This is a genomic window from Mucilaginibacter sp. UYNi724 (assembly GCF_054057495.1).
Genome location: NZ_JBSRZI010000003.1, coordinates 173,318 through 188,316 on the forward strand (window position 1 = coordinate 173,318; position 14,999 = coordinate 188,316).

General features: G+C 42.1%; 10 protein-coding genes. 9 read left to right on the forward strand and 1 reads right to left on the reverse strand.

Annotated elements, in window-relative coordinates; all coding sequences use genetic code 11:
- Positions 1-101: 101 nt before the first annotated feature.
- Positions 102-1,349, forward strand: coding sequence for an ABC transporter permease (locus ACVW0P_RS06105; protein ID WP_354429582.1), 1,248 nt, complete (start codon positions 102-104; stop codon positions 1,347-1,349).
- A gap of 57 nt (positions 1,350-1,406) precedes the next feature.
- Here ACVW0P_RS06105 and ACVW0P_RS06110 read toward each other — a convergent pair whose 3' ends face one another.
- Positions 1,407-4,688: a PAS domain S-box protein gene (locus tag ACVW0P_RS06110; protein WP_457131291.1), complete on the reverse strand. Its 3,282-nt coding sequence runs from the start codon at positions 4,686-4,688 to the stop codon at positions 1,407-1,409.
- 147 nt (positions 4,689-4,835) lie between these two features.
- On the opposite strand from ACVW0P_RS06110, the gene ACVW0P_RS06115 reads away from it, so the two are divergent.
- The 8 genes from ACVW0P_RS06115 (at position 4,836) to clpX (ending at position 14,933) form a co-directional block, all read left to right on the forward strand.
- On the forward strand, positions 4,836-6,122 hold the full coding sequence (locus ACVW0P_RS06115) for a citrate synthase (RefSeq protein ID WP_354429586.1): 1,287 nt from the start codon (positions 4,836-4,838) through the stop codon (positions 6,120-6,122).
- 195 nt (positions 6,123-6,317) lie between these two features.
- Positions 6,318-8,210, forward strand: a complete 1,893-nt coding sequence (locus tag ACVW0P_RS06120) for a RecQ family ATP-dependent DNA helicase (protein WP_457131292.1) — start codon at positions 6,318-6,320, stop codon at positions 8,208-8,210.
- Positions 8,211-8,489: 279 nt separating this feature from the next.
- Positions 8,490-9,101: a GIN domain-containing protein gene (locus tag ACVW0P_RS06125; RefSeq protein ID WP_457131293.1), complete on the forward strand. Its 612-nt coding sequence runs from the start codon at positions 8,490-8,492 to the stop codon at positions 9,099-9,101.
- 404 nt (positions 9,102-9,505) lie between these two features.
- Positions 9,506-10,117 (forward strand): GIN domain-containing protein, encoded by a 612-nt coding sequence (locus ACVW0P_RS06130; protein WP_457131294.1) that lies wholly within the window; start codon positions 9,506-9,508, stop codon positions 10,115-10,117.
- A gap of 124 nt (positions 10,118-10,241) precedes the next feature.
- The gene (locus ACVW0P_RS06135) at positions 10,242-10,967 is read left to right on the forward strand and encodes a head GIN domain-containing protein (RefSeq protein WP_457131295.1); all 726 of its coding nucleotides are present in this window, start codon (positions 10,242-10,244) and stop codon (positions 10,965-10,967) included.
- A 257-nt stretch (positions 10,968-11,224) separates the two neighbouring features.
- Positions 11,225-12,574 (forward strand): trigger factor, encoded by a 1,350-nt coding sequence (gene tig / locus ACVW0P_RS06140; protein ID WP_457131296.1) that lies wholly within the window; start codon positions 11,225-11,227, stop codon positions 12,572-12,574.
- Between the two features lie 250 nt (positions 12,575-12,824).
- Positions 12,825-13,556, forward strand: coding sequence for an ATP-dependent Clp protease proteolytic subunit (locus ACVW0P_RS06145; RefSeq protein WP_457131297.1), 732 nt, complete (start codon positions 12,825-12,827; stop codon positions 13,554-13,556).
- A gap of 138 nt (positions 13,557-13,694) precedes the next feature.
- The gene (gene clpX, locus ACVW0P_RS06150; RefSeq protein ID WP_354429599.1) at positions 13,695-14,933 is read left to right on the forward strand and encodes an ATP-dependent Clp protease ATP-binding subunit ClpX; all 1,239 of its coding nucleotides are present in this window, start codon (positions 13,695-13,697) and stop codon (positions 14,931-14,933) included.
- Positions 14,934-14,999 lie beyond the last annotated feature (66 nt).

Below are 14,999 nucleotides of genomic sequence, written 5' to 3' on the forward strand. Positions count from 1 at the left end.
AAATTACTGTAACTTAAGTGGTTTAACACAGTCTAACAAATACTGTTTTAAAACAACGTTAAATCAATACCAGGCACGCCTGGTTACATCAAAATAACGATATGATCATACTTAAACTTATTCGTGAAAGTTTCCTATTCGCGTTTGACGCGCTTAGGCAAAATAAGCTGCGTACCATGCTGTCGTTATTGGGGGTAACCATCGGTATTTTTACCATCATCGCGGTATTCTCAGCAGTTGATACCTTGCGTAACAATCTGCAAAAAAGCGTAAATAAATTAGGTAGTAACAGCATATACGTACAAAAATGGCCCTGGGTAGGCGAGGACAACTTCCCGTGGTGGAAGTATATGCAACGCCCGGTACCAAAACTGCGCGATTTTGACCAGCTAAGCCGCCGCAGCCAAACAGCCAAAGCCCTTTCATACGAAATAAGCATAGATAACCGTACCGTTAAATACCTTAGCAACACTGTTGATGGCGCGCAAATAGATGCCGTATCTCACGACCATGATAAAACCTGGAACTTCGATTTTCAGGATGGCAGGTACTTTACAGATATTGAATCGCGCACGGGCGCGCCGGTAACCGTTATTGGCGCTGATATTGCTGATGCGCTTTTCCCCGGTGGTACTGGTGTTGGCAAACAAATAAAAATTATGGGCCGCAAGGTTACTATTATCGGTGTTTTTGCGAAGGAGGGGAAAGATATTTTGGGCATTACCAGCGATAACGAGATCCTGTTACCGCTAAATTTCGCTAAAAACGTAATTGATATTGAGAACGAAAAGTATAACCCGCAAATAGTTGTACGCGGCCAGGATAACCTGAGCGATGTAGAGGTGGAAAGCGAAGTGCGTGGATTAATGCGTTCTATCCACAGCATCCGCCCGGGCGGCGAGGATGATTTTTCACTTAATAAATCAACGATTCTTACCAATCAGCTCGACCAGTTATTTGGTATTGTAAATATTGCAGGGGCTATCATTGGTGGCTTCTCGATACTGGTAGGTGGTTTTGGTATCGCCAACATCATGTTTGTATCTGTAAAAGAACGTACCAACATAATCGGGATCCAAAAATCATTAGGGGCAAAAAACTACTTTATATTACTTCAATTTTTAATAGAAGCGATATCATTATGCCTTATGGGCGGGCTTATAGGCCTATTCCTGGTTTACCTGGGAACGCTTGGCGTAAAGGCAGCGTCTGGTATAGAGGTCGTGCTTGACTCAGGCAATATCATATTCGGTATTGGAATATCGGTAGCCATCGGTATGATATCGGGTATCGTTCCCGCCTGGTTTGCCTCAAGGCTTGACCCGGTAGAGGCTATAAGAACTAATTAATTTGAGAGGGATGCAACGCCAATACCGCATCCATAAATTCCTTCATCGTAATACCCCTCAAAACCCGGTTAAATTATCCACGGGTATTACAACCTTACGGTATTTTGATACCGTGTCAAACAGGACATCGGGTACAAAGGGTTTGGTGAGGTAATCGCACATGCCTGCTTCGTAAGCTTTGCTATGCGTTTCGGGCATGGCATCGGCGGTAAAGGCTATAATAGGGATACCCGGTTGACTTTGTTTGATAATCCTGGTAGCTTCAAAACCATCCATCACAGGCATTTGCAAATCCATTATTACCATATCGTAGCTATTGGCGCTTACCATGTCAACCGCTATCTGGCCGTTAATAGCCTCGTCAACAGTCGCCTGCCACTTCTTTAAGAACTTGGAGGCAATCATCAGGTTCATCTTGTTATCATCAACCACCAAAATATTCATACCGTTAAGGTTTGGCGGCAATACAATATTTTCAATAGCGCTAGTAGGTTCCGGTTCGTTAACAGGCATGGCAGTTTTAAATCGGATACTGAATGTAAAGCAGGTGCCTTTACCCAGATCACTAAACACGTTTATGCTGCTTTCGTAGAGCTCGATAAGGCGTTTGGTGATGGCAAGCCCAAGGCCGGTACCACCATAATTATGGGTGATGGTTTGTGGCCCTTGTATAAACGGATCAAACACTATGGCCATATTTTCGGCAGCTATACCAATGCCCGTATCGTTAACCGTAAATTTGATAACTACCCCATCATTACTAAATTGCTCTTTTTCAAGCAGGATGCTCACTTTTCCCTCGTGTGTAAATTTAACAGCGTTGCTTACCAGGTTTATCAATATCTGGCCAAGGCGCGTTTGGTCGCCCATTAGAAATTCGGGAATGCTCTCGTCGGCAATCAACTCGATATCCAGGTTTTTTTCAACCGCTTTTGCATAGAACGACTGCTTTATGTTTTGCGCGAGCTGATGGATGTTGAACGGTATATTGCTCAGCTGTAGCTTACCGGCCTCTATCTTATTATAATCTAAAATATCATTTATGATCGCAAGCAGGTTATCGCTGCTAAATTTTAATGTGTTCAAATACTCTAACTGCTCGGGCTTAGGGTTTTCTTCTAACAGTAAATTAGTTGTACCGATAACCGCGTTCATCGGCGTACGAATCTCGTGACTCATTATAGACAGAAACTCCGATTTAAAGTGCGACGAGCGCTCTGCCTGTTCTTTGGCAGAGATCAGTTCCTGCCTTACCTTTTGCTGTACGGTAATATCCTCGCCAATGCTGGTAGTTTCTTTAACGTTTCCATTCTCATCATAACTAACTGTGTTTTGCCAGCTTATGGTACGCAGTTCGCCATCGCGGCATATAATAGGGTTAACGTAATGCGCCCGTATGGAGTTGTTTTTAAACCAGCCGGTAAGAATGTCTTTATGTTCATCGGTCACAAAGTGCTCCATCCAATCCATACCCAATATTTCCATTTGGCTGTAGCCAAGCAAGTTTGCCAGATATTTATTACAAAAATTCACTTTACCATCGGCATTTAATGATACTGCTGCCAGTTTAATGGTTTCCAGCACCAGGCGGTATTTATTTTCTGTACGCCGGTAATCAATCTCGGCTTGTTTACGCTGTGTAATATCCTGCAAGGTGCCAATGATTTTGCGCACGCTGCCGTCTTCGCGGTACATAAGTTTACCCGTAATAACACTGATGTGCTTAACATTACCCTTTGAAGTAATAATACGGTACTCATAAGATGAGCCGCTATTTTCGCTGCTTTTAAACAGGTGCTTTACAATATATTTATCATCGGGGTGGATGTGGTTTAGCAGCAAACGGCCAAAGCGCGATGCCGAACCCTTGTATCCTTCAACCTCATGAATTGAATTAACCTCGTCGCTCCATTGCAGCATGTGGGTAGTGCAATTGTATTTCCAGTTACCAATTTTGGCAATGGTTTGGGCTTCTAATAACTCGGCCTGGCTTACTTTTACAGCTTTTTCGGTCAGTTTAGATTCAGTAATATCTTGTATAATGCCTACTACACGTTTAAGGCTGCCGTCTTGGTTTTGCGATATTTCTCCGCGCAGTATCCTAAGGAATTTAAGATTGCCTTGTGGCGTTATCAACTTATGCTCCAGGCTGTTTTCGGTAACCGAATTGATATTTGTAAAATAGTAAACAGCAGATTCCTGATCATCCGGGTGCACCAAACTCATGTAAAATTCAAAACGGCTTAGGCCCTCGGGGGCTTCTTCAACCTCCATTATTTTAAAAAAGCTTTCAGACCAGTAGTTCTCTTTGGTTTCATCGTCGTACCACCAATTACCGGTTTTGGCAATATCCTGAGCCTGCAGCAACAGGTTCTTGTTTTCTATAAGGGCATCGGCATGTTTCTTTTGTTCGGAAATATCCGTTACAGACACTGAGATGCGTTTGGTATAATTGCCATGAACATCAAATACCGGCGATGCCTTGGCAACAAACCAGCCCGGCTCGCCATAAACCGATTGAAACTCTACCGTGGTGGTTTTTTGATAGCGCATTACATCTTCATACACTTCATCAAAAGGCTTAGCCCTCTCGGGGCCAATGGCTTCTATAATCGTTTTATTTAAGAATGCATCAACTGTTAAATAATCGGGGCTGTTGGGGCCAAACCATACATTTATACAAATTCGGTTCTCATCAAATTCAAAAATAGTGTCGTTAATAGAGCTGATCAAAGCGTGCATTTGCTGCTGGCTGTTACGCAGCTTCTCGGTATTGGTTAAAAGCGATTCGTTAAGCTGTACTATATTGGCCACCGCTTTTTTAAACTGCATTTTATAAGCCAGCATCACTAAAAAAGATACGTAAGCTATAACGGTGAAAATGCCGAGTAATACTATCAATATAGTAACAGATATGGCAACCTCGGGTGCTGTGTAATAAGCGGCAACTACTGCTATAAAGTTTACCAGGCTAATGCTTACAAATTCGCGCCGTTGCTTGCAGAACAACGATAAAGCGATAAATATGGTGATAGAACTAAAAACATAAACGTGCGAAAATCCGTTTACACTAAGCAGTACAAAATTGTTTACAAACAGGTATGAGCACATGGTAACATAAACCATGGCTTTAAAAAGGCCTTTATTTTTACTGTATGATAAACCCAATGTTAGCAAGCAAAAAGCGCAGTTAACAGCGCGCAGCCAAAGCGGGTCGTAAGAGTTTTCGAAACATAGGTAATGTAGCGATGGGCTGGCTATTAATAAGCCCAATAAAATAAGCCTGTATATGGTTATGTCGTTTTCAACTAATAGCAGTGCCCTGTTTTTAAATGACATATACAGTAGGGGAAATTTTATTTAAGCCAAACAATATTGGGGATTTACCCATAATTACTTAATAAGAATTTTACAAAGAGTAAATATATCTTACAGGGCATTAATACGCAGATTTATTTACATTTGTTGCAAATACATATTTTTTCTATGTCTGAAACTGCACAATTAAAGATTGGTGATAAAACCTACGATTTGCCGGTGATAGAAGGTACCGAGGGCGAAAAAGCTATTGATATTTCTAAACTGCGCGACCAAACCGGTTATGTTACTTTAGATATTGGTTATAAAAATACCGGTGCTACCAAAAGCGCCATCACATTTTTAGATGGCGAGGTAGGTATTTTAAAATACCGGGGTTATTCTATAGAGCAACTGGCAGAGAATTCGACCTTTACAGAGGTTGCCTACTTGTTAATATATGGCCAACTGCCAACTGCCGATCAGTTACAGGCTTTTGAGTTTGAGATAAGCCACCATACCCTTGTACACGAGGATATGAAGAAATTTTTTGATGGGTTCCCTTCGGGTTCGCACCCAATGGGGCAGTTATCATCATTAATTGGCGCGTTAGCTGCATTTAATCCTGCATCGTTAAAACCAGGCTTATCTGCCGAGGAGATAAACGTAGAAATCATTAAGCTGATCGCTAAAATGAGCACGATAGTCTCGTGGATCTACAAAAAATCGTTAGGGCACCCGGTTATTTACCCGCGCAACAAATTAGATTATGTGACAAACTTTATGCACATGACCTTTGGCCAGCGTACCGAGGATACCGAGATTGACCCGGTTGTAGTAAGCGCGATGAATAAACTGTTGATACTACATGCCGATCACGAGCAAAACTGCTCTACATCTACAGTGCGTATCGTTGGTTCATCAGATGCTAACCTGTATGCTTCTATATCCGCAGGGATCTCTGCACTTTGGGGCCCGCTGCATGGTGGTGCTAACCAGGCCGTTGTAGAGATGCTGCAGAAAATTAAAGAAGATGGCGGCGACGTAGATAAATGGGTTGCTAAAGCTAAAGACAAGAACGATCCTTTCCGCCTGATGGGTTTTGGTCACCGTGTGTATAAGAACTTTGACCCACGCGCCAAGATCATTAAAAAAGCTTGCGATGATATCCTGGAGAAATTAGGCATCAACGACGAAACCTTGGAGATAGCCAAGAAACTGGAAGAAGTTGCCCTTAGCGACCCTTACTTTGTTGAACGTAAACTTTACCCTAATGTAGATTTTTACTCGGGTATCATTTACACCGCGCTTGGTTTCCCTACAGAAATGTTCACCGTGTTATTTGCCTTAGGCCGCCTGCCGGGATGGATTGCCCAGTGGAAAGAAATGAAAGCCAACAAAGAACCTATCGGTCGCCCGCGCCAGATCTACGTTGGCGAAACTGATAAGGATTATACTGATATTAAAAACAGGTAAGAGTACTCGCAGAGGTAACTCACCCCGACTACGCTACACTGGTCGACCCTCTTTGCGTCGCAAAGAGGATAATAAGAGAAATCCCTCTTTACGCGCAGCGAAGGTGATCGAGCGAAGCAAAGACCGGGTGAGTAAACTAACCTGCATACACATTATCCTAAGCCCGCCACACGACGGGCTTTTTTTATACAAAAGATGACGCCACGCGAGATACTAAAACAATATTGGGGACATGATAGCTTCCGGCCGTTGCAGGAGGAGATCATTACGTCGGTATTGCAGGGTACAGATACGCTGGCCTTGTTACCTACAGGTGGTGGTAAATCGATATGTTTCCAGGTGCCGGCGCTGGCTATGGATGGGATCTGTATTGTAGTATCGCCGCTTATCGCGCTGATGAAGGACCAGGTAGAAAACCTGAAAGCCAAAGGCATCGAGGCAATAGCTATCGTATCAGGCATGGGCAAGCGAGAAGTGGATATCGCCTTGGATAACTGTGTTTACGGCCCTGTGAAGTTTTTATACCTATCACCCGAGCGTTTATTATCTGATCTGGTGCGCGAACGGATCAAGTACATGAAGGTAAACCTGTTCGCGGTCGATGAGGCGCACTGTATTTCGCAATGGGGGTATGATTTCCGCCCATCGTACCTGCACCTTTCCGATCTGCGGGAGTTGCACCCCAATGTGCCTGTACTTGCCCTAACAGCAACCGCAACTGCCGAGGTACGCGATGATATACAAGAAAAATTGCTTTTTAAGAACGGCATTGTTTACCAGCAAAGCTTTGAGCGTAAGAACCTGCGCTACGTGGTTCAAACCACCGAGGATAAACTGCGCAAGCTATTGGATGTTGCACACGGCATTAGCGGCAGCGGCATAGTATATGTGCGCAGCCGAAAGGAAACTTTTGACATTGCCAAACATTACAATCAGCACAACATCAGCGCAGATTATTACCACGCCGGTTTGCCCAGCGACGAGCGCTCTGCCAAGCAAGAGGCCTGGAAAGATAACCGCACCCGCATTATTGTAGCTACCAATGCCTTTGGGATGGGGATAGATAAACCCGACGTTAGGTTTGTGATACATAAAGATATGCCGGATAGCCTGGAAGCTTATTACCAGGAAGCCGGCAGGGGAGGGCGGGATGAGAAACGCGCATACGGAATACTATTATACAACCCAACCGACAGGCTTAGGCAGGAGAAGCGCTTCGTGCAGAACTTTCCATCTGTGGAAGAGATAAAACAGATCTACCATTTTTTGGCGAATTATTGCCAGATAGCTTATGATGCCGGCGAAGGTATAAGCTTTGACCTTGACCTGGGCGAGTTTTGCAGCCGTTTCCAGTTAGATGCCATAAAAACCATTAACGCCCTCAAGTTTTTAGAGCAGGACGAATATGTGGCTTTTAACGAAAGCGTGTTTTTGCCGTCGCGGTTTAGGTTTGAGGTACTCAACGAAGAGCTTTATAACTTCCAGATCCAAAACCCTGGGTGGGATCCGTTCATTAAAACGCTGTTGCGGTCATACGGAGGGTCGTTCGAGAATTATGTGCGGGTGAAGGAGTATGATGTTGCCAAACGTACGGGTATGAATACCCAACAAGTGATAGATGGCTTAACGCAACTACAGGATTTTAATCTGTTGAGTTACCTGCCCAAAACCGATAAACCGCAAATAACCTGGCTTAAGCCAAGGCAGCATGCCAATAACTTATATATTAATAAGGGTTTTATTGATCAGCGTAAAGAAACCTATCGCCAAAAAATGATAGCCGTATTTGCTTATGCCGAGCATAAACGCTGCCGCAGCCAAATGCTGCTTGGCTATTTCGACGAAACCAATGCCCCCAAATGCGGCGTATGCGATGTTTGCCTGGAAGAACGCCGCCAAAAAAATGCCGACGAGATCTTTGATGATATCACCAACGAGATAGTACAGCTGCTAAGTACAGATGCCTACGCCATAGATGAATTGATCACCTCCATAAAACTTGGTACCGAAAAAGAACGCATCGAAACCATCCGCCTGCTGCTTGATGCCGGCAAGGTGAAGACCGATGGCGGGAATTACTATTTGTAGGTATTCCTATAAAAATATAGCATTAAGCAGTCTTTCGTCAATTGTCATTAAATCGGCGTAACGATAAAACGCCACAATTCACATCTTCCCGCCTCTGTTACAGGTTGCCTCAAAAAAAAAATGCCATTTCGCCGTCACAATCGGGGCGTTTACCGACATAATCAGGGTGTACATCTATTTGGCTCAAAACGGCTGTAACGTTTGCCGGATGGGGGCGTCATATGGGTGTATTTAAAAACAAGAAAATAATTAACACACTCACATTCAAATAATAATAAAATGAAAACTTCAGTTTTAACCATAGCAACCATCTTCGCATTAGCATTAGGTACAGTAACATCAACCTTTGCATCTGTTACAAACAACAACAACGAAGAAGTAAGCACAGTGCTTACCAATGTTAGCAAGATCAACAAAATAGAATTACACGGAAACGTGGAACTGTTCGTATCTGACGGCAGCGCAGACGAGGTGAAAGTTTACAACAAGTACTACGCAGAAAGCGCTTTGGTACAAAACCAAAACGGTACGTTACGTATCTCATCATACACGGATAAAAAATTAGTGGTTTGGGTAAAAGCTGCCGATCTGCAATCAATTGTTGCCAACGACAACTCATCAGTAAAATCATTTGGCAGCCTGCAGAAATTAGACCTTGATGTAACGCTTAACAACAATTCGTCTGCAGATTTGAACCTTGACGCTTATAAAGCAAGCATCAACGTAAACGACCGTGCTAAAGCAAACATCAGCGGTACTGTTAACGACTATAACCTGGTACAAGACCAGTCTGCGACTGTTAACCAGGCAAACCTGGCTGCTGCTAACCGCAGCAAAACAGTAACCAACAAATTTGTTAAGGCTAACGTATCAGAATTAGCCATACTGTAAGTACTACTTTTGCAAAAGTTCAACATATATTTTAGGAAGCCACCGCAAAAAGCGGTGGTTTTTTTGTGGTTCACCGCCCTGTCTAAATCGCAAATTTTAGAACTTACTCACCCTAACATTGCTTCGCTCGTCAACTCTCTCTTCGCTGCGCGAAAGAGGGTAGGAAAAAGTAGGGTAGCTTAATCTTGTTTATTGTTTCTTGACTCTTGATTCTTGACTCTTCTCTTTCCAACATGCAAATTCCCCGCCCTTTCACCGACTGTTTTATACCCTTTACCGACATAAACCTGCACTGTATCTAATACACCCAAAGTGCCTGTAACGTTTATGCGGCACGGTCGTCATATAGGTGTATTTAATAACACAACACAACTTATAGTATTCATAATCAAAATATTAATAAAATGAAAACATCAATCTTCACCATGGTAGCCGTAATGATTATGGCAGTGGTAACCACAACAAACACCTATGCAAACGTTAATAATAATAACGACGAAGCCGTAACCGTATTAACTAACGTAAACAAAATCAACACGATCGAAATTCACGGAAACGTTGAACTTTATGTATCTGATGGCACTGCCGACCAGGTTAAAGTTTACAACAAATACTACTCAGAAAGCGCCCTTGTACAAAGCAAAAACGGTGTGCTAAGGATCTCATCTTACAAAAACCAAAAATTAGTGGTTTGGGTAACAGCAGCCGATTTGCAATCTATCAGCGCTTATGATAATGCTGAAGTAAGATCATTTGGTAAATTAGAAAAGTTAGACCTTGAAGTTAACTTGTACAACACCGCAACTGCCGACTTAAATGTAGAAGCCTACAAAGCAACCGTAAACGTTAACGACAACGCCAAAGTGAACTTAACCGGAAACGTAAACGATTACAACTTAACCTGCACCCAACCTGCAAACGTTAGCCATAAAAACTTTGTAGCCGTAAACACCACCGCGCAAACTACCAGCGTAGCCATAGCAAAGGTTAAACAAAGCGAATTAGCAAATTTGTAATCAACAGCACTGCTGCATAAAAGTCCTTCTTATATCAAAAAGCCGTTAGATAATCAGCGGCTTTTTTTACTTTTAGTGTAACTTCAACCCATAAATCATCGTCCAAAAACTAAACTGATAAAACATGAAAAACTTAAACTTTAAAATAGTACTGCTGGTAGCAGCTGTATCAATCACATTGTTCTCATCGTGCAGGCGGTTCAGGTGTATAAAGGGCAATGGCAGCCAACGTACCGAAGCCCGTAAAATGACAAGCTTTACCAAAATAGATGTATCTGGCGGTTACAAGGTTGTTTTAAAACAAGATAGTACCGAATCTATTTCCATCACTATTGATGATAACCTGTTTAAATACGTAGAAACTACTGTTGAAGGCGGTACCTTAAAAGTACACAGCCGCCGTAATATTTGCCCAAGCGGCGAAAGCGTATTGATTATTGGTGTTAAAAACCTGGAGGCAATTGGCGCATCTGGCGCGGTTGATGTAAGATCAGAGGGTCGCTTAAATGTTAAAGACCTTAATATCGACCTATCCGGTTCAACTAAAATCGATCTGGATCTTAGTGCCGGCAAAGTACACACAGGCGCAAGCGGTTCAAGCGAGATCTATTTAAAAGGCCAGGCGGCATCACACGATATTGATATGAGCGGGTCTGGTAAGGTGGAGGCACTTGATTTTGTGGTAGGTAAATATAAGATCAGCACATCGGGCGCGAGCGAGTGTAAAATAAATGTTTTGAACGAGTTGGATGTTCATACCAGCGGCTCGAGCGATATTCAATACCGTGGTAACCCTTCAAAAGTAAACAACGATCAATCTGGCGCTTCATCTGTTAAAAAGATAGACTAAAAAAATATTATTTCGAGGCTATAATTTAAACAGTGGCGGCTTTTGTCCGCCATTGTTGTTTAAGTGCGATTTAAAAATCTCTATAGTGTTTAACGCCTATCTTAAAACGCTTAAACCTGTAAACAACAGCGCAGTTAAATTGCAAAGCAAGCCAAATGCATGACTAAATTCAAAATAAATTTATACTTTTGCGCCTCTAATTTTGTGCGCTTAAGGGCTGTACTATGAATAAAGATTAACTAATAACAGGTAAAAAGATGAATATATCACAGGAAAAAATTGATAACCTGAATACAGTTGTTAAAATCAACATCAACCCGGAAGATTACCAGCCACGTGTTGAAAAAGCAATGAAAGACCAGGCTAAGAAAGCGAAACTACCAGGTTTCCGCCCGGGTATGGTGCCGGTTGGTCACATTAAAAAAATGTATGGTAAAAGCATTTTGGTCGATGAGATCAACAACATGCTATCTGATACTTTAAACAAATATTTAGAGGAAGAGAAACTTGAAGTATTAGGCCAGCCTTTACCAAAAGTGGATGACAAGAAAGAGTACAACTGGGATTTTGCCGATAACTTTGAATTTAACTACGAAGTTGGTTTGGCGCCCGAGTTTAACATCGATTTTTCATCCAAAGATAAAGTTACCCAGTATGTGATAAAAGTTGATGAGGAAACATTAGCATCACGTATCAAAAATATCCGTCGCAGCTATGGCAAAATGACAAATCCTGACGTATCGGCAGATGATGACGTTCTTTATGCTGAATTAACGCAACTTTCTCCGGATGGTTCTGTTTTTGAAGGAGGCATAAGCAATATCACGTCTGTACGTTTAGATCAGATCCAGGACGAGGCGATCAAAAAATCGCTGCTTGGTTTGAAAAAAGGCGACGAGTTGGTATTTGACATCAACGCGGCTTTTGATAACGACGCGGCCAAGGTTGCCGGTTTATTAAAAATTGAAGAAGATGAAGCGGCTGACTTAAAATCCAACTTTAATCTAAACGTTAAAAATGTTAACCGTTTAGAAGAAGGCGATTTAAACCAGGAGTTCTTTGATAAATTATTTGGTGAAGGTGTAGTTACCGACGAGGCCGGTTTTAGAGCTAAAATTACCGAAGAGTTAGAAATGATGATGACCCAGGATGCTGAGCGCAAACTGCAGGACGAAATTTACCACTACAGTATTGGTAAAGTTGATTTTGAACTACCTGATGCATTTTTAAAACGTTGGTTAAAGGCTACGAACGAAAAACTGACCGGGGAAGAATTGGAAGGCGGTTACAACGATTTTGCAAAAAACCTTAAATGGACGCTTATCGAAAATAAATTGATGAAGGAAAACAACATCGATATTAAATACGAGGAAGTGTTTGAGTTTGCAAAAGGCAGTTTAGACCAACAGTTCCGGATGTATAGCCCGCAGGCGTTAACCGATGAGCAGTTAGGCCAGTACACTGTGCAATACCTTCAGAATAAAGAAAATGCTAACAAAGTATTTGAACAAGTAAAAGCGCTTAAGGTGTTTGATTACATCAAAAGTGTTATTACGCTTGATAAAAAAGAGATCTTGTTCTCTGATTTTAACAAGCTTGCTGCATAAACAGTAAAGTTCAAATAATATATTACCAAAAGCATTTGCCCAACAGCAAATGCTTTTGTGTTATAGGCCCCCCCTAAACCCTCTCCGAAGGCTTTAAAGAGATTTTTTAAAGTCTCCCCTTACGGGGGAGATTTAGAGGGGGCTCGTTTTTTTACTTTCACCAAACTAAATAGTATAAAATCTATTCAACTAAAAACTATATTTATTGCGGGCTAATCAGCCCGTGCCATAACAACTAAATTACATACACATGAACAGTAATCCAGATAAAAACGAATTCAGAAAATATGCTGTTAAACACCACCGTATCAGCAGTACCTATGTAGATAGGTTTATTGGCGGTGTAAACCGTAACAGTATGCCAACGGGTATTGTAAACCCGCCAATGGGTTACACGCCTTACATTATCGAAGAGCGCCAGTTAAATATCTCTCAATTAGACGTGTTTTCGCGTTTAATGATGGACCGGATCATTTTCCTGGGCGATCCTATTTATGACCAAAACGCAAATGTTATCCAGGCGCAATTATTATTCTTGCAATCTGCCGATGCAAAACGCGATATCCAGCTTTACATTAACTCGCCGGGTGGTTCTGTTTATGCAGGTTTAGGCATTTACGATACCATGCAATTGATCTCAAATGATGTAGCTACTATCTGTACAGGTATGGCAGCATCAATGGGCGCGGTATTATTATGTGCCGGTGCCGAAGGTAAACGCGCGGCATTGCCACACTCGCGTGTAATGATTCACCAGCCATCGGGTGGTGCACAGGGCCAGCAGTCTGACATTGAGATCTCTTACCACGAGATCACTAAATTGAAAAAAGAATTGTACCAGATAATTGCTGACCACAGCGGTGCATCATACGACAAAGTTTATGCAGCATCAGACCGTGACTACTGGATGATTGCCGAAGAAGCTAAGGAATTTGGTATGATAGACGAAATATTAAAAGGCAATAAAACAAAATCAAAATAAAATTAGTAGTAGTGAATAGTTGATTAAGTTGGTCGTATGGTGTAGTTAATAATAACGTTCACGAGCAACTTAATCAACCACTTACTTAAAATTGGTTTATAAAAAGCCAAATCCTTATCTTTGATAAAACCTTATAAAATGAACAAGAACAGCAAGGAGATCAGGTGCTCATTTTGCGGCGCCGGCAAACAGGACTCCCTGATGCTGATAGCAGGGCTCGACGCGCACATTTGTGATAAATGCGTTGACCAGGCTAACGAAATACTGGCCGAAGAACTAAAGGTGCGCAAAGTAAAAGCTTCGCCCGCGGTGCCTTCTATGCTTAAACCTGCCGAAATAAAAGCACACCTCGATCAATACATCATAGGCCAGGACGATGCCAAGAAGGTATTATCGGTTGCGGTGTATAACCACTATAAAAGGTTAAACCAACGTATTGATAAGGATGAGGTAGAGATAGAAAAATCTAATATCATTATGGTGGGAGAAACCGGCACAGGTAAAACCTTGCTGGCAAAAACGCTTGCCAAAGTGCTTAATGTTCCTTTTTGCATTTGTGATGCTACCGTACTTACCGAAGCTGGTTACGTAGGCGAGGATGTGGAAAGCATCCTAACCCGTTTGCTGCAATCTGCAGATTATGATGTGAACACTGCCGAGCGTGGTATCGTTTATATTGACGAGGTTGATAAAATTGCCCGCAAAAGTGATAATGCGTCCATAACCCGTGATGTAAGCGGCGAAGGTGTGCAACAAGCCTTATTAAAGATACTGGAAGGTACCATGGTTAACGTACCGCCGCAAGGTGGCCGTAAACACCCGGACCAGAAAATGATTACGGTAAACACCAGTAATATCCTTTTCATTTGTGGCGGCGCATTCGATAGCATCGAAAAAAAGATTGCTAACCGTTTGCGTACCCAAACTGTGGGTTACAAAATGAAACGCGATGACAGTGAAATAGATATGAAGAACCTGTATAAGTATATTACTCCGCAGGATTTGAAATCGTTTGGTTTGATCCCTGAGTTGATAGGCCGTTTACCGGTATTAACTTATCTTAACCCGCTTGACCGTGAGGCACTACATAATATCTTAACCGAGCCTAAAAACTCGTTACTTAAACAGTACAAAAAACTGTTTGAATACGAAGGCGTGAAGCTTGAGTTTGATGTTGATGTGCTTGATTTTATTGTTGATAAGGCAATGGAGTTTAAACTTGGCGCACGTGGCTTACGCTCGATATGCGAGGCTATTATGATTGATGCCATGTTTGAGTTTCCATCACAAAAAGATGTGAAGCGTTTAAACGTAACGTTAGAGTACGCGAGAGACAAATTTGAGAAGAGCGACCTTAAAAAGTTAAAGGTAGCTTAACAATTATTTGATAGTATAAAAGTATTTTCGTATATTACACACTAACCCTGGTGAAAACACACCGGG